Genomic DNA, 25,755 nt, shown 5'->3' with positions numbered 1-25,755 from the left:
ATACAACCCATCTATCGCGGACCGTTGACTGCCGTCACCATCACGATACGCTCCATCCACGACCCCACCACGAGAAGGGGGCGAAACATGGAGCTGTCACCGTCGGCCCACCTCGACACCTTCGCGCGTGATCACCTCCCGCCCGCCGGGCAGTGGCCCGGCCTCCTCTTCGACCTGCCCGAGCTGCGCTACCCGGACCGGCTCAACTGCGGACACGAGCTGCTGGACCGCACGATCGACCGCTTCGGCCCCGGCCGGCCCGTGTTCAGGACCGGCTGCGGGGACCTCTGGACGTACGGGGAACTGCGCGACCGGGTCGACCGGATCGCCCATGTCCTCACCTCCCGGCTGGGCGTCGTCCCCGGCAACCGGGTGCTGCTGCGCGGCCCGACGACGCCCTGGCTCGCCGCCTGCTGGCTGGCGGTCATGAAGGCGGGCGCGGTGGCCGTCACCGTGCTCGCCCAGCAGCGGGCGAGGGAGCTGGCCACGATGTGCCGGATCGCCTCCGTCGGCCACGCCCTGTGCGACGCCCGCTCGCTGGACGACCTGGTCGCGGCCGACGTCCCCGGGCTGCGGATCACCTCGTACGGCGGCGACTCCCCCGGCGATCTGCTGCGGCTGGCCCAGGACGCGCCCCCGGAGCCGTATCCGGCGGTGGCGACGGCGGCCGACGATGTCGCGCTGATCGCCTTCACCTCCGGGACCACCGGCCGCCCCAAGGGCTGTATGCACTTCCACCGGGACGTGCTGGCCGTCGCCGACACCTTCTCCGCGCGGGTGCTGCGGCCCGAGCCGGACGACGTGTTCGCGGGGAGCCCGCCGCTCGGCTTCACCTTCGGGCTCGGCGGACTGGTGATCTTCCCGATGCGGGCGGGCGCCTCGTCCCTGCTGCTGGAACAGGCGGGCCCGGCGCATCTGCTGCCCGCGATCGGTGAGCACGGGGTGTCCGTCCTGTTCACCGCGCCCACCGCCTACCGGGTGATGCTCAACGACCCCCGCGCCCCCGAGCTGGGCTCACTGCGGCGCTGTGTCTCCGCCGGGGAGAATCTGCCGGCCGCCACCTGGCGTGAGTGGCTGGAGCGGACCGGTCTGCGCATCATCAACGGCATCGGCGCCACCGAGTTGCTGCACATCTTCATCTCGGCCGCCGACGAGTCGATCCGGCCGGGGAGGACCGGCGTTCCCGTGCCCGGCTGGCAGGCGCGTGTGGTGGACCGGGGCGGGGTTCCCGTCCCCGACGGGGAGCCCGGGCTGCTGGCCGTGCGCGGCCCGGTCGGCTGCCGCTATCTGACCGATCGGCGCCAGCTGGAGTACGTACGCGACGGATGGAACCTCACCGGTGACACATATGTACGTGATCCGGACGGCTACTTCCGCTATGTGGCCCGCGCCGACGACATGATCGTCTCAGCCGGCTACAACATAGCCGGACCCGAGGTGGAGGAGGCGCTGATGCACCACCCGGACGTGGCCGAGGCAGCGGTGATCGGCCGCGAGGACGGGCTGCGCGGACAGATCGTGGTCGCGTACGTCGTCCTGCGGGAGGGGGTGCCGAGGGGCGACGGCACGGCGGCCGCGCTGACCGAGGCGGTGAAGGCCCGGCTCACCCCGTACAAGTGCCCCCGGGAGTTCGTGTTCCTCGACGCCCTTCCGCGCACCCCGACCGGCAAGCTCCAGCGCTTCCTGCTGCGGACCCGTGAGTGAGCCTAGAGTGACCACGTGGCCGACCAGCACACCCCCCGCTCCCTGATCGTCACCCTGTACGGCGCGTACGGACGCGAACGGCAGGGGCCGCTGCCCGTGGCCGAACTCATCCGGCTGATGGCCGCGCTGGGCGTGGACGCGCCGTCCGTACGCTCCTCGGTGTCCCGGCTCAAACGGCGGGGGCTGCTGGTCCCCGGCCGTACCCCGAGCGGCGCGGCCGGATACGCGCTGTCCCCCGACGCCCGTCAGCTCCTCGACGACGGCGACCGCCGTATCTACGACCGGCGCGTCCCCCTCCTCTCCGACGGCTGGGTCCTCGCCGTCTTCTCCGTGCCCGAGGCCGAGCGCAACAAGCGCCATCTCCTCCGCTCCCGCCTCGGCCGCCTCGGCTTCGGCTCGGCGGCCCCCGGGGTCTGGGTCGCCCCCGCCCGGCTGTACGAGGAGACCCGGCACACCCTGCGCCGCCTCCAGCTCGACCCGTACGTCGAACTCTTCCGCGGCGAGCACCTGGGCTTCGCGGCAACGGCCGAGGCGGTGGCGAGCTGGTGGGACCTGGGGGCGATCGCCAAGCAGCACGAGGAGTTCCTGGACGCGCACGAGCCGGTCCTCGGAAGCTGGTCGGCGGGGCGCACGGCATCCCCCGAGGACGCCTACCGCGACTACCTGCTCGCCCTGGACTCCTGGCGCCGCCTCCCGTACGCCGACCCGGGCCTCCCCGTCGAACTGCTCCCGGAGGGCTGGCCGGGCGCCCGCTCGGCGGATGTCTTCGGCCGACTGCACGAACTCCTCCGCAACGCGGGCGCGGCCTTCATCCACCCCCCGGAATCGCCCGCTTCAGCCCCTCCCGAGGGGCCGGAAGCCGGGAAACCCGGCCTCTCCGGCGATTGAGGAGCGGGTGGGTCCGGGGGCGGAGCCCCCGGGAGGGTCAGGTGCGGAGCCCCCGGGTGGGTCAGGCGCCGGAACCCTGGGGTGGCTCAGGCGCGGAGCCCGGTCAGGTGCCGGAACCCCCGACGGGCCGGTCAGCCGCGCGTCACCCGGACCGCACCCGCCCCGGGCCTCGGCCCCACCCCGTCCGCCCGCCCCGTCGGCGGCCTCCTGCTCCCCGCCGCGTACGGGGACGGCCAGGGCGCGCCCGGCCCCGCATAGCCCTGCTCGGCCGCCGCGTGCAGCGTCCAGTGCGGGTCGTACAGATGCGGTCTGGCCAGGGCGCACAGATCGGCGCGGCCCGCGAGCAGCAGGGAGTTGATGTCGTCCCAGGACGAGATCGCGCCGACGGCGATGACGGGGACGCCCACGGCGTTGCGTATCCGGTCGGCGTACGGCGTCTGGTACGACCGCCCGTACTCGGGACGCTCCTCCGGGACGACCTGCCCGGTGGAGACGTCGATCGCGTCGGCCCCGTGCGCGGTGAAGGCGCGGGCGATGGCGATGGCGTCCTCCGCGGTGGTTCCGCCCGCCGCCCAGTCGGTCGCGGAGATACGGACCGTCATGGGCCGGTCGTCCGGCCAGACCTCCCGTACCGCGTCGAACACCTCCAGGGGGAAGCGGAGCCGGTTGCCGAGGCCGCCGCCGTAGGAGTCGGCGCGGTGGTTGGTGAGGGGCGAGAGAAAGCCGGAGAGGAGATAGCCGTGCGCGCAGTGCAGTTCGAGGAGGTCGAAGCCGCTGCCTGCGGCACGCCGGGCGGCGGCGGTGAACTCCTCGCGCACGGCGGCCAGTCCGGTACGGTCGAGGGCCGTCGGCACCTGGTTGACACCGGGCCGGTACGGAAGGGGTGACGCGGCGGCCAGGGGCCAGTTGCCCTCGGGGAGGGGCTGGTCGATGCCCTCCCACATCAGCCGGGTGGAACCCTTGCGTCCGGAGTGGCCGAGCTGGACTCCGATGGCCGTGCCGGGCGAGCGCGTGTGGACGAAGTCGGTGATCCGGCGCCAGGCGGCGGCCTGCTCGGCGGTGTAGAGACCGGCGCAGCCGGGGGTGATCCGCCCCTGGGCGCTCACACAGACCATCTCGGTCATCACCAGTCCGGCCCCGCCGAGAGCGCGTGCGCCGAGATGGACGAGATGGAAGTCGCCGGGTACACCTTCCTGCGCGGAGTACAGGTCCATCGGCGAGACGACGACCCGGTTGCGCAGGGCCAGCCGCCCGAGCCGGAAGGGGGTGAACATCGGCGGTGTGGCGGGCGGGCAGCCGAACTCGCGCTCCACGGAGTCGGTGAAGGCGGCGTCCCGCAGCCGCAGATTGTCGTGGGTGACCCGTCGGCTCCGGGTCAGCAGATTGAAGGCGAACTGGCGTGGCGGCTGGCCGAGGCAGCCGGTCAGCTCCTCGAACCAGCGCAGACTGGCAGCCGCCGCGCGCTGGGTCGACTCCACGACCGGGCGGCGCTCCTCCTCGTACGCGACCAGTGCCTCGTCGAGCCCGGGCCGCTCCTCGATACAGGCGGCGAGCGCGAGGGCGTCCTCGACGGCGAGTTTGGTGCCGGAGCCGATGGAGAAGTGCGCGGTGTGGGCCGCGTCGCCGATGAGGACCGTACGGCCGTGGGACCAGCGGTCGTTGACGACGGTACGGAAGGCGAGCCAGGCGGATCTGTTGCCGCGCAGGGGCCGTCCGCCGAGCGCGTCGGCGAAGATCTCGGCGCAGCGGCCGGCGGACTCCCGCTCGTCCCCGGTGTCGAAGCCGGCGGCCCGCCAGACCTCTTCCCGCATCTCGACGATGACGGTGGAGGCGTCGGGTGCGTACGGATAGCCGTGCAGTTGCATGGCGCCGTACTCGGTCTCGGCGATCTCGAAGCGGAACGCGTCGAAGGCGAAGTCGGCGGCGAGCCAGATATAGCGGCAGCGGTGGGTGGTGATCCGCGGCCCGTACGCCTCGGGGTCGGCCTCGCGGGTGGGGCTGTTGACGCCGTCGGCGGCGATGACCAGATCGTGCGTGGCCGCGAGCGCGGCGGCGGGCGGGGCGGGGGTGCGGAAGCGGAGCCGTACGCCGAGGTCCTCGCAGCGGCGGTGGAGGATCTCCAGCAGCCGGCGCCTGCCCAGCGCGGCGAAGCCGTGGCCGCCGGAGGTGAGGGTACGGCCCCGGTGGATGATGTCGATGTCGTCCCAGCGCACGAACTCCTTCTGGAGCTCGCGGTGGACGGCGGGGTCGGCGTGCTCGATCCCGCCGAGGGTCTCGTCGGAGAGCACGACGCCGAAGCCGAAGGTGTCGTCGGGGGCGTTGCGCTCCCACACGGTGATCTCGCGCCGGGGATCGAGCCGTTTGAGCAGCACGGCCGCGTAGAGCCCGCCGGGCCCGCCTCCGATGACGGCGATACGCAGCGGGGCGGGGGCCGCGACGGACGCGGTTCCGGACCCGGCGGGCCCCGGCTCGGCGGAACGGGGTCCGGACTCCAGGGGTCCGCTCTCGGCGGGCCGGGGCCCGTGCTCCGGAGGTTCGGCCCCGGCGGCCCCGGACCGACCGGAACCCGGCCCGGACCCGGCCGAACCGGACCCGGCCGAGACGGAAGCTGACTCGGCCGAGGCGGAACCTGACTCCCCGGCACTGGTTCCGGAGGCCCCGGCCCCACCGGGCCCTGACCTGGAAGGCCCTGACCCGGACGGCTCCGGACCGGACGGCTCGGGCTCCGGCCCACCGCGCCCGGGCCGCCTCTTCACCGGCCCCGCCACTTCGGCGGGCGCTTCTGCGTGAACGCGGCGTGGAACTCGGCGTAGTCCTCTCCGTTCATCAGGAGCGCCTGCGTCGCGGCGTCCAGTTCGACCGAGGCCGCGAGCGGCATATCGAGTTCGGCCGTGAGGAGCGCCTTGGTCTGGGCGTACGCGAGGGCCGGGCCGGAGGCGAGACGGCGGGCCAGCTCGGCCGCGCGGGTGTGGGCCTCGCCCTCGCCGGTGAGTTCGCTGATGAGGCCGATCCGTTCGGCCTCGGGCGCGCGGACCGGTTCGCCGAGCATCAGCAGACGTGTGGCATGGCCGAGGCCGACGACTCTCGGCAGCAGATACGCGGCACCCATGTCACCGCCCGAGAGACCGACCCTGGTGAAGAGGAACGCGAACCGCGCGGACGGGTCCGCGACCCGGAAGTCCGCCGCCAGCGCGAGAACGGCGCCGGCCCCCGCCGCGACCCCGTGGACCGCCGCGACCACGGGGAAGGGACACTCGCGGATCGCGCGGACCACCTGTCCGGTCATCCGGTTGAAGTCGAGCAGTTGGGCCGTGTCCATGGCGAGCGTGGCGCCGATGATCTCGTCGACATCGCCGCCCGAGCAGAAGCCGCGGCCCTCGCCGCCGAGCACCAGCGCCCGTACGGACCGCTCCCGCGACAGTTCGGCCAGCAGATCCCGCAGATCGGCGTAGGCGCCGAAGGTGAGGGCATTGAGCTTCTGCGGCCGGGCGAGTGTCACGGTCGCGACCCCGTCCTGCCTGGTCAGCCGCAGATGACGCCATTCCTCGGTGCGCGGCGCGGAGCCGGTGAAGGGACTCATGGAGTGTGGCCTCCCGCAGGGGTCCGCTGTCTGCCTTCCCTCGAAGTTATACCCCTAAATGACTGTCGTCACGAGTACGCGATATACCTGGGCGTGCACAGCGCTCTGTGCGCGGAGCTCCGCGCAGGGCCCGTGCGCACAGGGCCCGTGCGCAGAGCTCTGTGACAAACGCGCGCCCCGCCGGGCCGGAGAATCCGGGCCGGACGCCGCCCCGGCCCCCGGGGCATGTGACACGGCAATGGTCCTGTCGCGGTTGTGGCACAGGTCCTGACCAAGTGGTCCGGGGACCCTCACAGAGGTCTCGGGGCTCCCTACGGTGGGAAAGGGGACGGCGCGACCCGAGAATCCCCGGCCCCGGCCGAACGGAATCCATCCGGTCCACGTATCCCTCACCAGACGCCTGGAATGGACCCTCTTTGCTCGAAGCATCCGGCCCCGCCGCCACCTCATGGCGCATCGCACTGCCGCACACCACGGCGGCGGTGCCGATGGCGCGTGCCCTGATCCGTACGGCGCTGGCGGACATCGAGCCGGCCGCGGACAGCGACACGGCCGAGCTGCTGACGGCGGAACTGGTCGCCAACGCGGTGGAGCACACCAGCGGGGACTCCCCGATAGTGCTGGTGGTGGAACTGCTGCCGACGGGCTGTCAGGTGGAGGTCCACGACGGCGACCCGGTGCTGCCGGGCCGGCTGATCTGTCCGGCGGCGGAGGCCGGGGCCGCCGACCCCTGGCAGGAGCACGGACGCGGACTGCTGCTGATCCGGGCGCTCAGCTCCGACTGCGGCCACCGTCCGACCGAGGCGGGCAAGGCGGTCTGGTTCACCCTGCCGGCACGCCGCTGACGGCCGCGCCGGCACCGGCCTCCCGGGCCCGACGCGGCCCTGCGGGGTGATGACCCCGCGGGCGCCGCCACCCCGGCCCGCCCCCGGACGCGGACCGTGCACCCGCCCCGCTCAGGGGCCGGCGAGGGTCGCGACCAGCACCGCCTTGATGGTGTGCATCCGGTTCTCGGCCTCGTCGAAGACCACCGAGTACCCGGACTCGAAGACCTCGTCGGTGACCTCCAGCTCGGTCAGACCGTGGGTCTCGTGGATCTCGCGCGCGACGCTCGTCCCGAGGTCGTGGAACGCGGGCAGGCAGTGCAGGAACTTCACCTCCTGATTCCCGGTGGCCCTGAGCACGTCCATGGTCACGGCGTACGGGCCGAGTGCCTTGATCCGCTCGTCCCAGATCTCCTTGGGCTCCCCCATCGACACCCAGACGTCGGTAGCGACGAAGTCCGCGCCCCGTAGGCCCTCGGCAATGTCCTCGGTGAGGGTGATCCGGGCTCCGCTGCCCGCGGCGAGCGCGCGGGCACGGGCCCGGACCTCCTCGGCGGGCCAGTAGGCATGGGGAGCGACGATCCGTACGTCCATCCCGAGGAGGGCTCCGGCGACCAGATAGGAGTTGCCCATATTGAAGCGGGCGTCGCCGAGGTAGGCGTAGGACATCCCGGAAAGGGGCTTGGGGCAGTGCTCCGTCATGGTGAGCATGTCGGCGAGCATCTGGGTGGGGTGCCAGTCGTCGGTGAGGCCGTTGTAGACCGGCACCCCGGCGTACCGCGCCAGCTCCTCCACCGTGGCCTGCGCGTCACCGCGGAACTCGATGGCGTCGTACATCCGGCCCAGCACCCGGGCGGTGTCCCTGGCGGACTCCTTGGTGCCGATATGGGAGCCCGCCGGGTCGATGTAGGTGGTCGAAGCACCCTGGTCCGCGGCCCCGACCTCGAACGCGCAGCGGGTCCGCGTCGACGACTTCTCGAAGATCAGCGCGATGTTCTTCCCGGTCAGCCGGCGGACCTCGGTCCCGGCCCGCTTGGCGGCCTTCAGCTCGGCGGCCAGCTCGATCAGACCGCGGAACTCGTCGGCGGTGAAGTCCAGCTCCTTGAGGAAGTGGCGGCCTTCGAGATGTATGGCCATGATGGCTGCTCCTGGGGCACAAAAGGGTCGCGGACACGGTGATGATGGAAGTCTATACGAGACCCCGCATCGCTATACAGCCCCCGGGGTCTCCGGGTTCCAGCACACGCCTTCCCCCGGGAATCGGGAGGTACCCGGACACGCCCCTCCCAGGAACCGGGAGGTACCGGGCACCCCCTTCCCCGGGACCGGGAAGGCACCGGGCGCTACACCGCGTCCCTCTGCACCGGGCAGCTCATGCACCGAGGCCCACCCCTCCCCCGGCCCAGCTCACTGCCCGGGATCTCGATCACCTCGATGCCCCGCTTGCGCAGATGGGTGTTGGTGGTGACATTGCGCTCGTACGCCACGACCACACCCGGCTCGACGGCGAGGACGTTGCAGCCGTCGTCCCACTGCTCGCGCTCCGCCGAGTGAACGTCCTGCGTCGCCGTGAGAACCCGGATCTCCTTCATCCCGAGCGCCGCGGCGATCGCGCTGTGCATCTGCTCCGGCGGATGGTCGCTCACCCGGAGCGCCCGGGCGCTCTCGGCGGGTTCGATGGTGTACGAACGGAGCATGCCGAGGCCCTCGTACTGGGTGAAGGTGTCCGCGTCGACCATGGTCATCACGGTGTCGAGATGCATGAACGCCCGCCGCTTGGGCATGTCCAGCGCCACGATCGTGCGCGCCGAACCGGCCTCGAAGAGCCCTCGGGCCAGCATCTCCACGGCCTGCGGGGTGGTGCGCTCGCTCATCCCGATCAGCACCGCGCCGTTGCCGATGACCAGCACATCACCGCCCTCGATGGTGGAGGGGTAGTCGTCCTGGCCCTCCGACCAGTGGTGGAACGTTCCGGCGTCCGGCCCCGTGAACAGCGGGTGGTACTTGTAGATCGCCTCGAAGTGCACGGTCTCCCGCTGCCGGGCCGGCCAGCGCATGGCGTTGATGGAGACGCCGTCGTAGATCCAGGCCGAGGTGTCACGGGTGAAGAGATGGTTGGGCAGCGGGTCCAGGAGGAAGTCGTCCAGGTCCATCACATGGAACCGGACAGAGGTCGGCTCGGGGTGGCCGGCCAGGAACTCCCTCTTGGTCATCCCGCCGACCAGCGCCTCGACCAGATCGGCGGTCGGCAGGTCGTCGAAGACGGCCCGGAGGTGGTCGGTGGCGAGCGGCCCGTACTCCTTCTCGTCGAAGACCCGGTCCAGGACAAGCTTCCGGGCCTCGTGGATCTCCAGCGACTCGCGCAGCAGATCGCCGAAGAGATGGACCTCGACGCCGCGGTCGCGCAGAACGTCGGCGAACCCGTCGTGTTCGTGGCGGGCGCGGCGCACCCAGAGCACATCGTCGAAGAGCAGGGCGTCCTTGTTGCTCGGCGTGAGGCGCTTCAGTTCGAGATCGGGCCGGTGGAGTATGACCCGGCGCAGCCGCCCGGTCTCGGAGTCGACGTGGAATCCCATGACCCCATCCTCACCGCGCGGAGCCCGGTTCACCCGGTGAACGCGAAGAGCGGTTTCCCGCCGGCCCGCGCGCCGGGGTGCCGCCCGCTCCTGTGGCCCGGCGCGCGGAGGGCCCACTTCCGGTGCGTGTGGGCCCGTGGGGAGCTGTCGGCGGCTCCCCACGGGCCAGGGACTCACGTACAGGACGCGCGGTACGGGTCCGGGCACGGGTGACGGGCCGGGACGCGGACACAGAGGCCGGGCGCCGGCAGCGGATACCGGTCGGGGCCACGGTCCCGGGGCCGCCCCCGGTCAGAGCCGGGGGTCCACCGGCTCCGACTCCAGGGCGAGTACGGCGAAGACCGCCTCATGAATCCGCCACAGCGGCTCACCGTCGGCGAGCCGGTCCAGCGCCTCCAGCCCGAGCGCGTACTCCCGCAGCGCCAGCGACCGCTTGTGCGCCAGGAACCGGCCGCGCAGCCGCTGAAGGTTCTCCGGCCGGGTGTACTCGGGGCCGTAGATGATCCGCAGATACTCGCGGCCCCGGACCTTGATGCCGGGCTGGACGAGCGCGCCCTTCTCGGTACGGGCGATGGCCTGGAGCGGCTTGACGACCATGCCCTCGCCTCCCCTCGCGGTCATCTCCAGCCACCAGTCCACACCCGCCCGCACCGATGCCTCGTCCCCGGTGTCGACGATCAGCCTCCGGGTGACCTGCATCAGTCCGGTGTGGTCGTGCTCGACCAGCCGGTCGAGCATGCTCAACTGCTCGTCGTGCGGTACGGCCGCGAGTGAGCGGCCCTCGGCGGCCAGGATCTGGAACGGCGCGATCCGGACACCGTCCAGGCCTTCGGTCGGCCAGCAGTAGCGGCGGTACGCCTCGGTGAAGGCGGCGGCGTCGGCCGCCCGGTCCCGCTGGAGGCCGAGCAGCCCGGCGACGTCGACTCCGCGTGCGACGGCGGCTTCGAGGGCGGCGGTCGCCCCCGGGAAGACGGCGGCGGACGCGGCGCCGACGGCCGCGTACTGGGAACGCAGCAGTCCGGACGCCTTCAGCGACCAGGGCATCAGTTCGGCGTCCAGCAGCAGCCAGTCGGTGCCGAGTTCGTCCCAGAGCCCGGCGCCGGTGACGGCGGCGCGCAGCCGGCCGAGGATCTCCTCGGTGACGGCGGGGTCGTTGAAGAAGGGCCGTCCGGTACGGGTGTGGAGTGCCCCCGTCGGTCCCCCCGGGCCGCCCGGGCCGTCACCGGAACCACCGCCGGAGCCGGTGGCGCCGCTTCCGGTGCCGAAGCGTTCCCGGGCGGTCACGGCGTCCCGGCACAACAGCACCACGGCCCGGGACCCCATGTGCTTCTCCTCGCACACCACCCTGCTCACACCGTCGGCGCGGTACTGCGCGAACGCCTCGGCCGGGTGCTCCAGATAACCCTCCGTCCCCGAGGTGGCGGTCGGTGCCATCGTGGGCGGCAGATAGAGCAGCACCCGGGGGTCGACGGCGAACCGGCTCATGACCTCCAGCGCCGCGGCCGCGTTTTCCTCGCGCACGGAGACCCGGGCCATATGACGGGTCTCGACGACCCGCCGCCCGTGCACATCGGCAAGGTCCAGCGGCCGTCCCTCACGGGCTCCCGGGGCCTCGGTGAGGAGGGGCTTGACGGGTTCGTACCAGACCTTCTCGGCGGGTACGTCGACGAGTTCCCGCTCGGGCCAGCGCAGGGCGGTCATCTTCCCGCCGAAGACCGCTCCGGTGTCCAGGCAGATGGTGTTGTTGATCCAGGAGGTGCTGGGGACGGGGGTGTGACCGTAGACCACGGCGGCACGGCCCCGGTAGTCCTCCGCCCACGGGTAGCGCACCGGCAGGCCGAACTCGTCGGTCTCGCCGGTGGTGTCCCCGTACAGCGCGTGCGAGCGGACCCGGCCGGAGGTGCGGCCGTGGTACTTCTCGGGCAGCCCGGCGTGGCAGACGACCAGTCGGCCGCCGTCCAGGACGTAGTGGCTGACGAGGCCGTCGATGAACTCGCGCACGCGCTCCCGGAAGGTCGGGTCCCGGTCGTCCTCGCGCTCCAGCTGCTCGATGGTCTCGGCCAGTCCGTGGGTGTGCTGGACGTTTCTGCCCTTGAGATAACGGCCGAGCTTGTTCTCGTGGTTCCCGGGAACACAGAGCGCGTCGCCGGACGCGACCATGGCCATCACCCGGCGCAGCACCCCGGGACTGTCGGGTCCCCGGTCGACCAGGTCGCCGACGAAGACGGCTGTACGGCCCCCGGGGTGGACGCCGTCCTCGTATCCGAGCCTGGTGAGCAGGGTCTCCAGCTCCGAGCTGCAGCCGTGGACGTCACCGATGATGTCGAAGGGGCCTGTGAGGTGTCTGAGGTCGTTGAAGCGGCGCTCGCGGACGATCTCGGCGTTGTCGGCCTCCTCCGCGCTGCGCAGGATGTGGACCTTGCGGAAGCCCTCGCGCTCCAGGCCGCGCAGGGAGCGGCGGAGTTCGCTGCGGTGGCGCCGGATGACACGGCGGGGCATGTCCGCCCGGTCCGGGCGGACGGCGTTGCGCTCGGCGCACACCTCCTCGGGCAGGTCGAGGACGACGGCGATGGGGAGCACATCGTGCTCACGTGCCAGCCGGATCAGCTGTCTGCGGCTCTCCGGCTGCACATTGGTGGCGTCGACGACGGTCAGCCGTCCGGCCGCGAGCCGCTTGCCGGTGATGTAGTGCAGGACGTCGAAGGCGTCGCCGCTGGCGCTCTGGTCGTTCTGGTCGTCGGCGACGAGCCCCCGGCAGAAGTCGGAGGAGATGACCTCGGTGGGTGCGAAGTGCCTCCGGGCGAAGGTGGACTTGCCGGAGCCGGAGGCGCCGATGAGGACGACGAGGGAGAGATCGGTCACCGGGAGCAAGCGCGTGCTCCGCTGCTCGTTCGGTTCCTCGTTCCGCTGCTCGTCCCGTTCGTCGTTCAGCCTCTCGGCGGTGCCGGTGTCGTTCGCTCCGGTCGAGTTCGCTCCGGTCATGCGGCCTTCTCCTCCTTCTTCTCTCTGCTGCCGACCGGACCGGTGTCCGCCTGCTGCCGGGTGACCCCGGGTCCGCTTCCGTCCCCGCCCCTGCCCGCGGCCCCGCCGCCGTCGCCCGGTGGACGGGACTCCTGCGCGTCGGTGCGGGTGAACACGGCCATCTGGGTGGGCGGTCCGACCTCGGGGTCGTCGGGGCCGACCGGTACGAACCGCACGCCGTAGCCCTCGCGTTCGGCGACCTCCTCCGCCCAGGCGCGGAACTCCCCTCGGGTCCACTCGAACCGGTGGTCGCCGTGGCGCACATGACCGGCGGGCAGGGTCTCCCAGCGGACGTTGTACTCGACGTTCGGGGTGGTCACGATCACGGTCACGGGCCTGGCGGACCTGAACACCGCGTACTCCAGAGCGGGCAGGCGCGGGAGGTCGACATGCTCGATGACCTCGCTGAGTACGGCCGCGTCATAGCCGGTCAGCCGCTTGTCGGTATACGTCAGGGAGCCCTGGAACAGGCTGACGCGCGCGGCCTGGCGCTCGCCCAGGCGGTCCAGCTTCAGCCGGCGTCCGGCGATGGTCAGGGCGCGTACGGAGACATCGACGCCGACGATCTCGGTGAAGCGCACATCCTTGAGGAGGGCCTGGACCAGCTGGCCCTGGCCGCAGCCGAGATCGAGGACCCGGCTCGCTCCGGCCGTGCGCAGCGCCTCCAGAATCGCGTCCCGCCGCTGCAGTGCGAGCGGCACGGGCCTGTCCTCCGTGTCGGACGTCTCGTCCACCGCGTTGTCGACGTCCTCGACACCGAGATCGTCGGTCTCGGCGAGCCGGACCAGTTCGAGCCGTTCCATCGCCTGCCGGGTCAGGCCGCGGCGGCGGGACAGATAGCGGCTGGTGATCAGCTGCTGCTCGGGGTGGTCGGCCAGCCAGCCCTCGCCCGCGCGCAGCAGTTTGTCGACCTCGTCGGGGGCGACCCAGTAGTGCTTGGCGTCGTCGAGCACCGGCAGCAAAACGTACAGCTGCCGCAGGGCGTCGGCGAGCCGCAGCTCGCCCTCCAGCGCCAGCCGGACATAGCGGGAGGCGCCCCACTCGGGGAACTGCCCGTCCAGCGGTACCGGCGGTGCCTCCACCAGGGTCCAGCCGAGCGGTCCGAAGAGCTTCCCGACCAGTTCCTCGCCACCGCGCGCGGGCATGGCGGGTACCTCGATGCGCAGGGGCATCGGGGTTTCCGCCCGCTCCGGCATGGCCGCGCACACACCGCGCAGCGCGCTCTTGAAGACGGTGCTCAGCGCGACGGCCAGCAGCGAGGACGCGGCGTAAGGACGGTCGTTGACGTACTGCGCGAGTGCGGTGTCGGGAGCGCCGCCACGGCCCTTGCCCTTGCCGCGCCGCACCAGCGCCACCGGATCCACCTCCAGCAGCAGTGCGGCGGTGCACCGCTCGGCGGACGCCTCGGGGTAGAAGACGTGGGCCGTGCCGTGCGAGGTGGAGAACGTCTGCGCCCGCTCGGGATGTTTATGGAGCAGAAACCCGAGGTCGGTGGCGGGACGTTCAGGGGTACCGGTCGTACTGATCGTCAGGAACACACGTCCGAGTATCAGTGCCGCTCCGTCGTCCGCAAAACTCGATTATCCCCTCGGCCGGCCCCCGGTGCCCGGCCGGCCGGCGCACCGGACGGCTCGCTCACGGCCGGCCGCCTCCCCACCGGGCCCCTCCGGCCCCGCCGACGGCAGGTGACGACTCGGGCGCGGCGGGGAACGGCGGACTGCGGCAGGCAACGGCGGGGGTTCAGCCGCCCCTGGTGACCTTCTCCCGGTAGTACGTCTCCGCGGCGTCGGCGAACTTCTGCAGGAAGTAGGCGTTCACCCCCGCACCCGCCAGCGCGCCGAGCAGCGGAACCGCTCCGGTGACGGCCTTGGACCCGAGGATCGCGGAGAACTTCACGGCGACCTTCTGGGCGATCTTCTGGATGAACGGCTTGCTCAGCTTGGCCAGGGCCTTGCCGCCCTTCTTCCCCGCGATCTTGGCGCCCACGGTGGAGACCCCCGCCCCGGTACCGGCCGCCAGCGCCTTGGCCATGACCGCGGCGCCATACGTCGGGTAATGGGCGTTGAAGACGATCCAGCCCGCGGACGCGCCCGCGCCGACGGAGGTCACGCTCAGCGCGTCGGGCTCCAGCGCTCCCGCCCACAGCCCCAGGATGACGGCGAGATCGTCCTCGGCGTCCACCGACGCCCCCAGCTTGAAACCGATCCCCCAGGCGCAGATCGACATCTTGTGCAGCAGAAAGCCGACATCCGCGGTGAGCGCGGCGAGATGCGCTCCGGGCACGGCCATCGCGGCCCCTCCGGCCAGGGCGACCTGTGTCGTCTGGGACGCCCGCCACCCGGCGAGGGTGTCGTATCCCGCGGCGCCCCTCCGCGCCATCTCGGTGTCCCGCCCCAGCGCGTTGAAAGCGTTGACGAATATGTTTGCGGTGACTTCCGACCCCATACCCCCACCTCTCGGCCAGATCAGATCCGGGCGGACGGACGGCCTCACCACCCCGCCCCGGACGCACCGAATCGATGCCCGAAGGCCGGTGACAGAAAACACCCGACCATCGCACTTCTCATGGCAAGTGCCGTGAAAAGCAACGGAGTTGGCAATTCCGCTCAGTCCGGGCGGCCCTGATCTGCCCATCGGTACGCATGATCCCGCTGTGACGCACGGTACGACCGGTCCCACTCCGCCGAACGGGCCGGCCCTGCTCATGCCTCCGGACGGTCCCGGATGGTCCTGCCCGGGCGGACAGCGGGGGCGCGCCCACGCCTCCGGACGGCCCGGGCGGTCCCGTTCCAACGGGCGGTACGGGCCGGGCCTACGCGTCCGGGCCGTCCGGACGGTCCCGCCCCGCTCAGCGGTCCGGATGTTCATGCTCGGCCGGACGGTACAGATGGTCCTGCCCGGCCGGACGGTCCGGGTGGACGTGCTCCGGCGGACGATACAAGTGGTCCTGCCCGGCGGGACTGTCCGGGGCTGCCCGCCCGGGCGCCGTCGTCGACCGCCTGGTCCGCAGTACCGCGCTCCCGCGCGGTGAGGCGGCCCGGGTCGTCCTCGACGGGGCCCGCCCTGGCGCCGGGGCGGGCCCTGTACGGCTCGGGTGGCCCTACTCCTCCTGACGGTTCCGGCTGCCCGCCGGGCCGCCGGGTGCGGCGCCACCGGGCCGGATGAGCGCGGCCAGCTCGCCGATGGCTCCGGGGCCGACCCGGCAGCAGCCGCCGACCAGCCGGGCCCCGGCCGCCTCCCAGCCCCGTATCCGAGCGGGGTCGGCGGCCGGGACGAAGGCGGGCCGGCCTCGCCACGCCCGTGCTCCGGCGTCCCACACCTCACCGCTGTTGGGATAGACGACAACCGGCTTGCCACCGGCCTCCGCCGCCGACTCCACGGCCCGCAGCACCTCCTGCGGCTCACAGCAGTTCACGCCCACGGCGACCACCTGGTCGAGCCCCGCGACAAGCCCGAAGGCCGCCGCAAGGCCCTGTCCGGCACGGGTACGACCCCCGCTGACGGTGTACGAGAGCCATACGGGCACCCCGCAGCCCTCGACCGCCCTCAGCAGCGCCTCCGCCTCGTCCACGTCCGGCACCGTCTCCAGCGCGAGCACATCGGGTCCGGCAGCCGCCAGCGCCTCGATCCTGGGCCGGTGGAAGCGCTCCAGCTCGGACACCGACAGCCCGTACCGGCCGCGGTACTCGCTGCCGTCCGCCCGCATCGCGCCGTACGGCCCCACCGAGGCCGCGACCCACACCTCCTCCTCCGTCGTCCCGCCCGCCTTCCGCGCCAGACGCACACTGCGGGCCAGCAGCCCGGCGGCCTCCTCCCGCCCCACGCCCCTCCGGGCGAACCCCTCGAAGGTCGCCTGATAGGAAGCGGTGATGAGCACCCGCGCCCCCGCCCTCGCATAGGCCCGGTGCGCCGTCTCGATCTGTCCGGGGTCGTCGGCGAGGAGCCGCGCCGACCACAGTCGGTCCGACAGATCGCACCCCTGGGCCTCCAACTGGTTGGAGAGCCCGCCGTCGAGCACGACCGTGCCCCCGGCGAGGGCCTCGGCGAGCGTACGCGCGGGGCGCACCGGATCAGCCCAGCTGTGACTGGACCTGGGCCGAGATCAGCTCCAGATGGTCCAGATCGTGCAGATCGAGGACCTGGAGATAGATCCGCGAGGCGCCGATCGCCCCGTACCGGCCGATCTTGTCGACGACCTCGGCGGGCGATCCGGCCAGCCCGTTCGCCTTCAGCTCATCCACCTCCCGTCCGATCGCGGCGGCCCGGCGGGCCACCTCGGCATCGTCCTTGCCCACGCAGACGACCAGGGCGTTCGAGTACACCAGGTCGTCCGGCGCCCGTCCGGCGGTCTCGGCCGCCGCCTTCACCCGGCCGAACTGCCGCTCGCTGTCCTCGATCGAGGCGAACGGGATATTGAACTCGTCCGCGTACTGCGCGGCCAGCCTCGGAGTGCGGGTGGCCCCGTGTCCGCCGATCAGCACCGGCACCCTGCCCTCGACGGGCTTGGGAAGCGCGGGCGAGTCGGTCAGCTGGTAGTGGGTGCCCTCATACGAGAACTTCTTGCCCGGCTCCGTCGCCCACAGCCCGGTGACGATCGCCAGTTGCTCCTCCAGCCGGGCGAACTTCTCCCTGGGGAACGGGATGCCGTACGCCCGGTGCTCCTCCTCGAACCATCCGGCGCCGAGCCCCAGCTCGACCCGGCCGCCCGACATCTGGTCAACCTGGGCGACCTGGATGGCCAGCACCCCCGGCAGCCGGAAGGTGCCCGCCGTCATCAGCGTGCCGAGGCGGATCCGCCGGGTCTCCCGAGCCAGCCCGGCCAGCGTGATCCAGGCGTCGGTCGGCCCGGGCAGCCCGTCGGCGCTCCCCATCGCCACATAGTGGTCCGAGCGGAAGAACGCGTCGAACCCGAGGTCCTCGGTGGCCTTGGCAACGGTCAGCAGGGTGTCGTAGCTCGCCCCTTGCTGGGGCTCGGTGAAGATTCGAAGATCCATACATCCATCCTGCACCTTCGAACACCACCCGACCCCGCCGCCCCGGCCAGGCCCCCACCGGCTCGGTGGGGTGAAACCGCGGCCCCGCGCCACCCACCCTGACAACCGCCACCTCGCCACCTGCCGACGGGTGCTCCGCAGGCCCTCGCGAGGACGGTCACGCGTCCGCAAAACGGTGTGAAGGTCCGGCCGTCCCTTGCCTGTGCGCCGAGAACAGGCCGGGGCCCGCCGGACCAGACCGCGAGGTACACGCCCGGGCCCCGGGCACCCCAAGGTCCGGCAGCCCGGAACCCGGTCGCCGACCCGCCGGTACCCCAGCCACCACGGTCCCTCGCCTCCGGCCCGGTCGCCGACCGCGTACCCCATGTCACAGACACCCGGCCGGGTCCGACGGCCGGGCTCCGCCGCCGGTGCGTCACCGCCCGCCCCGGGCCTCCGGGTCCTCACCGGCCGAGGCCTGCCCGGTCCCTGTGCCGGAACGCCGGGCCACCGAACCGGCGGGACGCCGGCACGCCGAACCGCCGGAACACCGGGCCAGGGGTCCGCCCGCAGGGGTCTCGACATCGCCCCTCGCCGCCCCGGCCGGCGGAGGGCCCGGTCACGATGGACCCGCCGCCGAGTCCACTGTGTCCGGGGCCTCCACCGGACCCCTGCCCGCCAGGGGATCACCCGGGCCGCCGGTGCCAAGAAGGGCCCCGGAACGGAGTCGGGCGCCACCGGACCCCGGACCGCCGGTGCCGGGAGGATCCCCAAGGCCACCGGGCCGGGGCGGCGGCCGGGGAACGTACGACGCCTCGGACGCGTCAGGCCGCTCCGTACCGGAAGGGCCGTCCTCCCGTGCAGGACCGGAGCCGTCCCTCACCGGGTCCCGGCGCTCCCGCGCCGTGCCGGACGACTCCCCCACGGCGCCGGTCTCGCCCGGGGAACGCGCACCGTCCCGAGGAGGGCCGACACCGCCCGGTCCCCGGGCGGCACTCCGCCCCCCGGCCTGCCCGCTGCCGCCGCCGACCGGGCCCGACGCGTCCCGCGAGCGCCCGTCACCCGCCGGGCCTTCATGGGAAGGGCCCGCTCTCTCCCTGACCGTGCCCGGAGCTCTGCCCACATCGCGCACCGCAAGATCCTTCGCAGCGAGTCTGCGCAGCATCGCCCGCACCCGGTCGTTCGACTCGTCGGCCGCGTCCATCGCCTCGATGCACTGCCAGTACAGCCCTTCCTCGTCCGTGGCACACGCCACCCCGACGAGGGCGATACCGACATCGCCCAGCAGTGCTCCCAGCCGGGTCAGCGTCCCCCGCGGGTCCGCCACACCGGACAGCAGGGAGGCCCTGATCCCGCCGGCGCGCACGCCTGGATGATCGAGCGACCCCAGGCCCTGACCTCCGATCTCGCAGAGACCCCGCGCGTCGGCCCTCAGTTCCAGCGGGCCGTGCACCGCCAGCCAGCCGCCGACCGCCTGTGCCAGGGCCTGGCCCTGCCATGCCTCCGCCACGACATCCGGCACCGCGCGGCTCTGTGCCAAGGCGTGCCGGCTCATGTCGATGAGTCGTTCCGCGTCCATGTACGCGCCCCCGTTCGTACGACGTCCTGCCCACTAGTTCATTACCCAGCGTGAAGGTCATTGAGCCCAAACACCAGGGGAATTCGGAAATCTGTGGACAGCAAGCCGGTTGTGGATAAGTCAATGACTCCGGAGAGTGACGAAACCATGATCGATAGCCCTTCATCCGCCCGGCCCTCCGGACCACGGACCGCCAAGGACCCGGCACCGCACCCCCGATCACACACCGACCCCGAACCGACCTCGAGCCGGCCCCGAACGGGCCCCGAAACCAACAAGAAGTCGCCTCGAACCGACGGCAAGCCGATGGCGACCCGACCGCGAGCGCCACCGACCATGAGCTCGTACCGCCCGCGCCACCGACCACGAGCCCGTACCACCCGCGAACTCCACCGAAACGAGCCCGCCCGCCCCGCCGCCGGCCGAACGCACACAGACCCGCGCAGCACCCGCCCGGCCCCGCAGGACACCCGCCCGGCCCCCCTACCCGGGCCCGTTCCCGAGGCCCGATCTCACGGCGCGGGAAAGCGGATCTCGTTCCGGTCGATCTTGGCGGAGAGCGCGGCCAGCGCGTCCACCCCGAGCACCTCGCAGAACTGCAGCAGATACGCCAGCACATCCGCCACCTCGTCCCGTACGCGATCGGCGGACTCCTCCTCGTCCATGACCCGCGCCGACTGTTCCGGCGTCAGCCACTGGAAGATCTCGACCAGTTCGGCCGCCTCGACGCTCAGCGCCACCGCCAGATTCTTCGGGGTGTGGTAGGGCCCCCAGCCCCGTGCCTCGGCGAACTGGGCCAGTCTGCGCTGGAGTCCGGCCACGTCCAGTGCGTCGTCTCCGGGACGACCGTTCTCATCCGTCACGGCATCAGGTCTACCACCGTCACCCCGTTCACCCCCCGTGCGAACGAGGCGTCGGAGACGGCCCCCACCAGCCGTACATGCCCCCGCGCCGCCATCTCCGCGGCCAGGGAGACCAGTTCGCGCGCCTGCCCCGCATCGAGGCAGCGGTCGAAGCCGTCCGCGAGGACGGTCAGCGACTGATAGGCGGCCGGGACCTCCGCGGCCTGGTCCATCGCGAGCACCCCCGGCCCGGTGAGCAGGACCAGCGCGAGCGCCAGGAACCTCAGCTCACCCTCGCCGAGCCGCGCGAGGGGCGTCCCGCGTCCGCCGTCCCGGCCGAGCAGCGCGCGCAACGTCCCGTCGGCCAGCTCCTCGACGGTCAGATCGGCGACCTCGCCGGAGCAGCCGGTGCGAGCGGCGGCGGTCAGCCGCGCATGGCGCCGCGTGCACTGGTTCCGGGTGCGGTGCAGCACCTCGGCGAGGTTGTCGCAGCCGCCGCGCAGCCTGCCGTCGCCCGGAACCACCGGACGCCGCATCCCGCGCGGCTGGGGGTCGCAGGCGAAGACCGAGCGGAGTCCCACCACGAGTTGCTCCGCCGCCGCGAGGACCCGCAGCTGTCCCTCCGTCCTGCCCGCCACACGCAGGGGCAGCAGGGCCGTGCCGAGCCGGTCGTCGGGCAGGGGCCCGCGGGTCACCGAGGCGGATCCGGCCGTGAGCCAGGCGGCCTGGACCGAGGAGCGCCCCGGGTCGCGCAGCGCCGTGGTCAGCAGGGTCCGGCCGTCGCAGGTGAGCCGTTCACCGACGATACGGAGGCCGGGTTCCGCCTGGACGGCGAGATCGAGGCGTACGGGACCGGCCGGGCCGTCGACCGTACAGCCGATCCTGAATCCCCGCCGCCCCTCGGCGTCGGCGCCCGCCCACTCCGGAACGCAGGATTCAGGTTCGGGGAAGGCGTCCCGGAGCCCGTCGCCCGCGGCCAGCCGCGCCAGGGCCTCGTACGCCTGGAGCGCGCTCGACTTGCCGCTGCCGCTCGCACCGGCGAAGAGCGTCAGCCCGCTGAGGGGGAAGACCGCCCCGCGGTGTGTCCGGAACGCGGAGAGCCGTAATTCGGTGACCGTGGGGCGGGTGGTGACCGTGGGGCCGGTGCCACGCACGCTTCCCGCCGGAGTGTCCATGTCCATGATCCGGACGGTACGCAGCACCGGCCACGCCGAACCGTTACACCTCGGCGAGCTTCCTACGAACGGGCGACGGGCTTGTGAGAAGCCTCAGTTGCGGGGGGTGGGCCGCTGGAAGGTACCCGTGGCCGCGGCGATCCCCTCGACCTCCGTGCCCGCCGGTGCCAGGAGGAATACATTCCGGTCCACCCGGTGCATCGCGCTGCCGAGACCGAAGACGACACCGCTGCTGAAGTCCAGGATGCGTTTGGCCACATCACTGTCCGCGCTCGTGAGATCGAGCAGCACCGGGATCTGGGCGATGAGGTACTCGGCGACCTCGCGCGCGTCGGCGAAGACCTGCACCCTCAGCACGACGAATCGGCGTTGCTCGGCGGCCGCGTAGCCCTGGGGGACGGTGCGGTGGTCGACCCTCGACGGCCACTCGTCACGGCCGCGCAACGGTACGACCTGCGCCAGGCCCTCCCACTGCTCGTCGGTGACGTCGTACCTCTCGTACCTACTCATACATCCATCCTGGCGTTCCTCACCCGTTCGGCCCAACAGCGACACGGATGGGCCGCGCACGTATCGGCCACCGGGCCCCCGTCCCGGTTTCGACCGCCGGGCACCTTCTGCCCGGTTCTCCCGGCCGACCGGCCGGGCCGCGCCGGGCCGGGCGCCCCACCGGGCCCGGGTGTCGGACGCCCGGCACTCCTGGTGACCGGCACTCCGAGGGACCGGCACCCCTAGGGAAGCGACAACTCGACATATCCATCCGCCGGATGCAGACCTTCCGTCGGGCGGCCGAACGGCGAGTGCAGCGGCCGGTATCCCGTGCCTGCGTAGATGTCCTCCGCCAGCCGTCCGGCGCGCTCCGCGGCCTCGGGGTCGCCGCAGGCAGCCTGCGCCAGGGCGATGACGGCATGCGATCTGCCCTCCTGGAGCCGTAGCTGGGCCTCCTGAGCGAGCGTCAGCGCGTCGGCCGCGTAACACAGCCCCTCCAGCGGTCTGCGGCCCCTGACCGCGCAGACGCCGAGGCCGAGCAGGGCCATGATGCGTCCCTTGAGGTGGCCGATCTCCTCGGCGGTCCGGCGGGCGATACGGAAGTGCTCGAAGGCGCGCTCGTACTGGCCGAGTTGATAGCGGGCGTGCCCCATGGCGATCATCGCGTCCAGCCCGAGGTGCGGCCGGCCCGATCTCCGGCTGAGCCGGCACGCGGTCAGCGCGGCCCGCAGGGCGCCGTGGCCGTCGCCCGCCTCCGCCCCGATCATGGCGATGACGCTGTGCACCTGGGCCTCACCCGCGAGATTGCCGATGGCCTGGAAGCCCTGGCGGGCGGTGGTGGCCAGGTCCTGCGCCTCGACCAGTTCCCCGAGGTCGAGGGAGATCGTGGCCAGGGTGCAGCTGACCTGGGAGATGCTGTCGGGCGCGGAGAGCTGGTGGGAGAGGGCGAGCGCGCGCCGGCACAGCCGTTCCGCCTCCCCGAGGCGGCCCATGCCGTGCAGCACCTCACCCAGGCCCAGCAGCGTCTGGGACGGGGTACGGCGCAGCCTGCGGTCGAGCCTGATGGCCCGGTCGTAGTACTCCGCCGCCTCGTTCAGCAGTCCGAGATCGGCGGAGACCCCGCCCAGATTGGACAGGGCGACCGACTCGCAGGCACCCCAGCCCGCCCGCCGTGCCAGCTGTATGGCCTGCTGGAAGTGGCTCCGGCTCCGTTCCAGATCGCCGATGGTGAAGCTGACGAGCCCCAGACTCTGGTGGGCGGCGGCCTGGCCCCGGAAATCACCGGCGTGATGCGCGGTCCGCAGTGCGACCGAGGCCACGGTCGTCCAATTGTCGGTGTTGTGGCGGAGCCAGTAGTAGCCGCGCAGGGTGTCCGCGAGTATCCAGACGGTCGGATCGGGCTCGTCGCCGGTTCCGTTCCCCGGTCCCCGACCGGACGGTGGACCCGGCTCGAAAACCGTAGGTGATACGGAGGCGGTATCCGGGTCGGAGGTGATACGGGGGCCGGAGGCGGCTGCGGAGCCACCGTCACCGCCCTCCACCTGCACCGCCCGTTCCGCGGCGCGTTCCCCGGGCAGCGGCTCCGCCCCCGCGACCGGACGCGCCTGCGACGGTGCTTCCGCCTCGGTCACGATCAGCCGGACGAGATGGGTGTGCTCGGCGTCGAACCAGTCCGCGGCGAGCTGCGGATCGTCGAACCGGGCGGGCCGCGCCTGCGCGTCCACCGGCTCGACGTCCAGCCGCAGTATCTGCGGATACAGACAGCGGGCCGCGTCGTCCGCCGAGTCCGCGTACCAGCTCAGCAGCCGCCGGCGGGCGGCCCGGTGCGCGGGGGCGGGTTCAGCGGCGTCCGCCAGCAGCCGCGCGTACCACCAGATCAGATCGTGGAGCCGCAGCCGGTCCTGGCCGACGCGTTCCACCAGGTGCTCCGCGAAGAGCCGGTCGAGTACATGGACGGCGGACGCGAACGTACGCCCCAGCAGCGCCGCCACGGCGGCCACCGTCGTCGCGGGCCCCGGCAGCAGGCCCAGCATCCGGAAGGCGTCCCGCTCCTCCGGTTCGAGGCGCCGGTAGGACAGCTCGAAGGCTCTGCGTACGGCCGAGTCGGGGTCCCCCGCGACCGTCAGGCTCTCCAGCGGATTGCCGGACCGCAGCTCCCGGACGTGGTCGGCGATCCGGCTGTCGGGGTGGAGCGCGAGGTTCGCCGCCGCGATCCGCAGCGAGAGCGGGCTCCGGCCGCAGATGGCTACGAGGTCGGCCAGCGCCTCGGGCTCGGCGAGGGCCCGGCGCGCACCGACCACACTGCGGACCAGATCCTGGGCTTCGCCGGAGTCCAGCGGGCGCAGCGGCAGCATGGACGCGCCATGGGACACGATCAGCGAGCCGAGGCGGTTGCGGCTGGTCACCAGGGCGAGACAGCCGGAGTCGTACGGCAGCAACTGGCGCACCTGGTCCGCCGATTCGGCGTTGTCGAGGACGATCAGGACCCGTCGGTCGGCCAGGGTGCGCTGGTACAGCTCCGCCATGTCGGCCGGATCGCGCGGGACGTCCTGGTACGGAACGCCGAGCGCGCGCAGCAGCCCCGAAAGCGCTTCCCCCGGCTTCATCGGGGTCTCGTGGCTGTGGCCGCGCAGATCGAGGAAGAGCTGGCCGTCGCCGAAGGCGTCCTCGGAGCCCCGGCACCACTGGAGAGCAAGCGCTGTCTTCCCGCTGCCCGCGGGCCCCACGATCATCAGGACGCCGGAGCCGCCCCGGGCCTCGGCGGCGAGCGCGGTGAGCTGCTCCAGTTCCTGGGACCGGCCGATGAACGCACCGGTTCTCGACTGGCGCTGTACGGACTCGGCCTCGGGGCGGCCCAGCGCGGGGCGCAGCGGCCTGTCCGGGGAAGCGCTTGCCCAGGGGCGCGGACCGTCCCCCGTGCCGGAGGTACCGCTCTCCCGCGCGCCGCCGTCCGCCGCCGTGGCGGTGCCCGTCCTCGCGGGGGTGGCGGCCGAGGTACGCCCGGGGGCGGGCGCCTGCTCCGACTCCGGGCGCGGAACGGGGCGGGGGCGGGTGGCCGAATCCAAACGGTCCGATTCAGGCCATGTGGGCTCCGGCCACCGGTCCCGGTCGTGCCTCAGCCCGGGGGCCGCGCCGGGCCTGCGGCCGGCCGGTGTCCGGCCGCGCTCGGTCCCCGGCACCACGGCGTCCTCCAGCAGCCGCGGATCCGCGTGGAGGATCATGTTCTGTACGCGCCGCAGATCCGCGCCCGGGTCGAGGCCCAGGTCCTCCGCGAGCCGGGCACGGGTCTCGTTGTAGACCTCCAGTGCCTCTCCGCGGTGGTCGGCGCGGTAGAGCGCGATCATGCGGAGCATGGCGAGGCGTTCGTGGAGCGGGTGCTCCGCGGTGGCGCGGGCGAGTTCCTCCAGGACGAGTTCACGGTGGCCGAGGGCGAGCCGGGCCTCGGCGCGCTGGGTGATGGCAGAGAGATAGGACTCGTCGAATCCGGTGCCGAGCCGGCGGACCAGTCCGTCCGAAGCGGTTCCGGCCAGCACGGGACCGCCCCAGTCGGCAAGGGCCAGTTCCAGCACCCGCAGCCGCTCGGCATGGCTGTCGGTGCGTTCCGCCCGCCGGAGCGACATACGGAATCTGTGCAGGTCGACGGCGCTCGGATCGCCGTCGACCATATAGCCGTCGCTGCCCTTGAGCAGGGCGAAGCCGTGCTCCTCGGCCCTCTCCTCGACAAAGCGCCCGCGCAGCCGCGAGACATGCACCTGGAGGCTGCCCCGCGCGCTCGTCGGCGGATGCCCCTCGTCCCAGAGCAGATCGATCAGCCGGTGGGCGGGAACCACCCGGCCGATGTCGAGCAGCAGCAGGCCCAGCAGCAAGCGCTCACGACGGCGCCCGATCCGTAGGGAACCCCCATGGGACAGCCACTCCAGGCCACCCAGAACACGAAACCGCATTCCCCCACCGGTCATGCGGTGAATCCTCCGCAATCACCCTGCTCCATGGCAAGCGCCTGGCAAGTACTTGGCCAGCCCGTGGCCGGTGATTTCTGCGACTTTGCCAGCCTGCTCGGGCTCAACACGGGGGGCTCGGGCGGCAGGCAAGAGGAAGGTGTCC

The 25,755-nt window shown here is 72.5% G+C and carries 16 protein-coding genes and 1 pseudogene; 3 read left to right on the top strand and 14 right to left on the bottom strand.

The features are described 5' to 3' along the window. Nucleotides 1-87 precede the first annotated feature (87 nt). A complete protein-coding gene (locus ACIBCM_RS23080) occupies nucleotides 88-1,704 on the top strand; it encodes an AMP-binding protein (protein ID WP_399246050.1) in 1,617 nt (538 codons plus the stop codon). A gap of 15 nt (nucleotides 1,705-1,719) precedes the next feature. Further along, on the top strand, nucleotides 1,720-2,592 hold the full coding sequence (locus tag ACIBCM_RS23075; protein WP_399246048.1) for a PaaX family transcriptional regulator C-terminal domain-containing protein: 873 nt from the start codon (nucleotides 1,720-1,722) through the stop codon (nucleotides 2,590-2,592). Nucleotides 2,593-2,723: 131 nt separating this feature from the next. On the opposite strand, the gene ACIBCM_RS23070 is transcribed toward ACIBCM_RS23075, so the two are convergent. Both ACIBCM_RS23070 and ACIBCM_RS23065 read right to left on the bottom strand, forming a co-directional pair. After that, nucleotides 2,724-5,012, bottom strand: coding sequence for a bifunctional salicylyl-CoA 5-hydroxylase/oxidoreductase (locus ACIBCM_RS23070; protein WP_399246095.1), 2,289 nt, complete (start codon nucleotides 5,010-5,012; stop codon nucleotides 2,724-2,726). Between the two features lie 332 nt (nucleotides 5,013-5,344). Further along, the gene (locus ACIBCM_RS23065; RefSeq protein WP_399246046.1) at nucleotides 5,345-6,172 is read right to left on the bottom strand and encodes an enoyl-CoA hydratase family protein; all 828 of its coding nucleotides are present in this window, start codon (nucleotides 6,170-6,172) and stop codon (nucleotides 5,345-5,347) included. 416 nt (nucleotides 6,173-6,588) lie between these two features. Here ACIBCM_RS23065 and ACIBCM_RS23060 point away from each other — a divergent pair, with 416 nt between their 5' ends. Continuing rightward, a complete protein-coding gene (locus ACIBCM_RS23060) occupies nucleotides 6,589-7,017 on the top strand; it encodes an ATP-binding protein (RefSeq protein WP_399246044.1) in 429 nt (142 codons plus the stop codon). A 111-nt stretch (nucleotides 7,018-7,128) separates the two neighbouring features. Here the strand turns inward: ACIBCM_RS23060 and argF are convergent, their stop codons facing one another. From argF to ACIBCM_RS23000, 12 genes and pseudogenes are all read right to left on the bottom strand, one after another. Beyond that, the gene (gene argF / locus ACIBCM_RS23055) at nucleotides 7,129-8,133 is read right to left on the bottom strand and encodes an ornithine carbamoyltransferase (protein ID WP_399246042.1); all 1,005 of its coding nucleotides are present in this window, start codon (nucleotides 8,131-8,133) and stop codon (nucleotides 7,129-7,131) included. Between the two features lie 206 nt (nucleotides 8,134-8,339). Continuing rightward, nucleotides 8,340-9,572: an arginine deiminase gene (locus ACIBCM_RS23050; protein ID WP_399246040.1), complete on the bottom strand. Its 1,233-nt coding sequence runs from the start codon at nucleotides 9,570-9,572 to the stop codon at nucleotides 8,340-8,342. Nucleotides 9,573-9,863: 291 nt separating this feature from the next. Continuing rightward, nucleotides 9,864-12,554 carry a polynucleotide kinase-phosphatase gene (locus ACIBCM_RS23045; RefSeq protein ID WP_399246038.1) on the bottom strand — a complete coding sequence of 897 codons (2,691 nt, stop codon included), beginning with the start codon at nucleotides 12,552-12,554 and terminating at the stop codon, nucleotides 9,864-9,866. Next, entirely contained in the window at nucleotides 12,551-14,131 is a 1,581-nt protein-coding gene (locus ACIBCM_RS23040; protein ID WP_399246036.1) for a 3' terminal RNA ribose 2'-O-methyltransferase Hen1, read from the bottom strand. Before ACIBCM_RS23040 ends, ACIBCM_RS23045 begins: the two co-directional genes overlap by 4 nt. 202 nt (nucleotides 14,132-14,333) lie before the next feature. Continuing rightward, the gene (locus ACIBCM_RS23035) at nucleotides 14,334-15,038 is read right to left on the bottom strand and encodes a hypothetical protein (RefSeq protein WP_399246034.1); all 705 of its coding nucleotides are present in this window, start codon (nucleotides 15,036-15,038) and stop codon (nucleotides 14,334-14,336) included. 655 nt (nucleotides 15,039-15,693) lie between these two features. Further along, entirely contained in the window at nucleotides 15,694-16,659 is a 966-nt protein-coding gene (gene mmuM, locus ACIBCM_RS23030; protein ID WP_399246032.1) for a homocysteine S-methyltransferase, read from the bottom strand. Between the two features lie 4 nt (nucleotides 16,660-16,663). Further along, nucleotides 16,664-17,587: an LLM class F420-dependent oxidoreductase gene (locus tag ACIBCM_RS23025; protein WP_399246030.1), complete on the bottom strand. Its 924-nt coding sequence runs from the start codon at nucleotides 17,585-17,587 to the stop codon at nucleotides 16,664-16,666. Nucleotides 17,588-18,629: 1,042 nt separating this feature from the next. Beyond that, nucleotides 18,630-19,145, bottom strand: a pseudogene (locus ACIBCM_RS23020) (DUF6099 family protein); the annotation flags it as partial. A 512-nt stretch (nucleotides 19,146-19,657) separates the two neighbouring features. Continuing rightward, on the bottom strand, nucleotides 19,658-20,008 hold the full coding sequence (locus ACIBCM_RS23015) for a nucleotide pyrophosphohydrolase (protein WP_399246028.1): 351 nt from the start codon (nucleotides 20,006-20,008) through the stop codon (nucleotides 19,658-19,660). Next, nucleotides 20,005-21,162 (bottom strand): AAA family ATPase, encoded by a 1,158-nt coding sequence (locus ACIBCM_RS23010; protein WP_399246093.1) that lies wholly within the window; start codon nucleotides 21,160-21,162, stop codon nucleotides 20,005-20,007. Before ACIBCM_RS23010 ends, ACIBCM_RS23015 begins: the two co-directional genes overlap by 4 nt. 93 nt (nucleotides 21,163-21,255) lie before the next feature. Further along, nucleotides 21,256-21,672 carry a cell division protein SepF gene (locus tag ACIBCM_RS23005; protein ID WP_399246026.1) on the bottom strand — a complete coding sequence of 139 codons (417 nt, stop codon included), beginning with the start codon at nucleotides 21,670-21,672 and terminating at the stop codon, nucleotides 21,256-21,258. A gap of 221 nt (nucleotides 21,673-21,893) precedes the next feature. Beyond that, nucleotides 21,894-25,610, bottom strand: a complete 3,717-nt coding sequence (locus tag ACIBCM_RS23000; protein ID WP_399246024.1) for an AfsR/SARP family transcriptional regulator — start codon at nucleotides 25,608-25,610, stop codon at nucleotides 21,894-21,896. Between the last annotated feature and the right edge of the window lie 145 nt (nucleotides 25,611-25,755).

Source organism: Streptomyces sp. NPDC051018 (assembly GCF_044456085.1).
In the GTDB taxonomy this organism is placed as follows: domain Bacteria; phylum Actinomycetota; class Actinomycetes; order Streptomycetales; family Streptomycetaceae; genus Streptomyces.
Note: the sequence above shows the minus strand (reverse complement) of the source record. Positions and strands in the feature narration are given on the sequence as shown.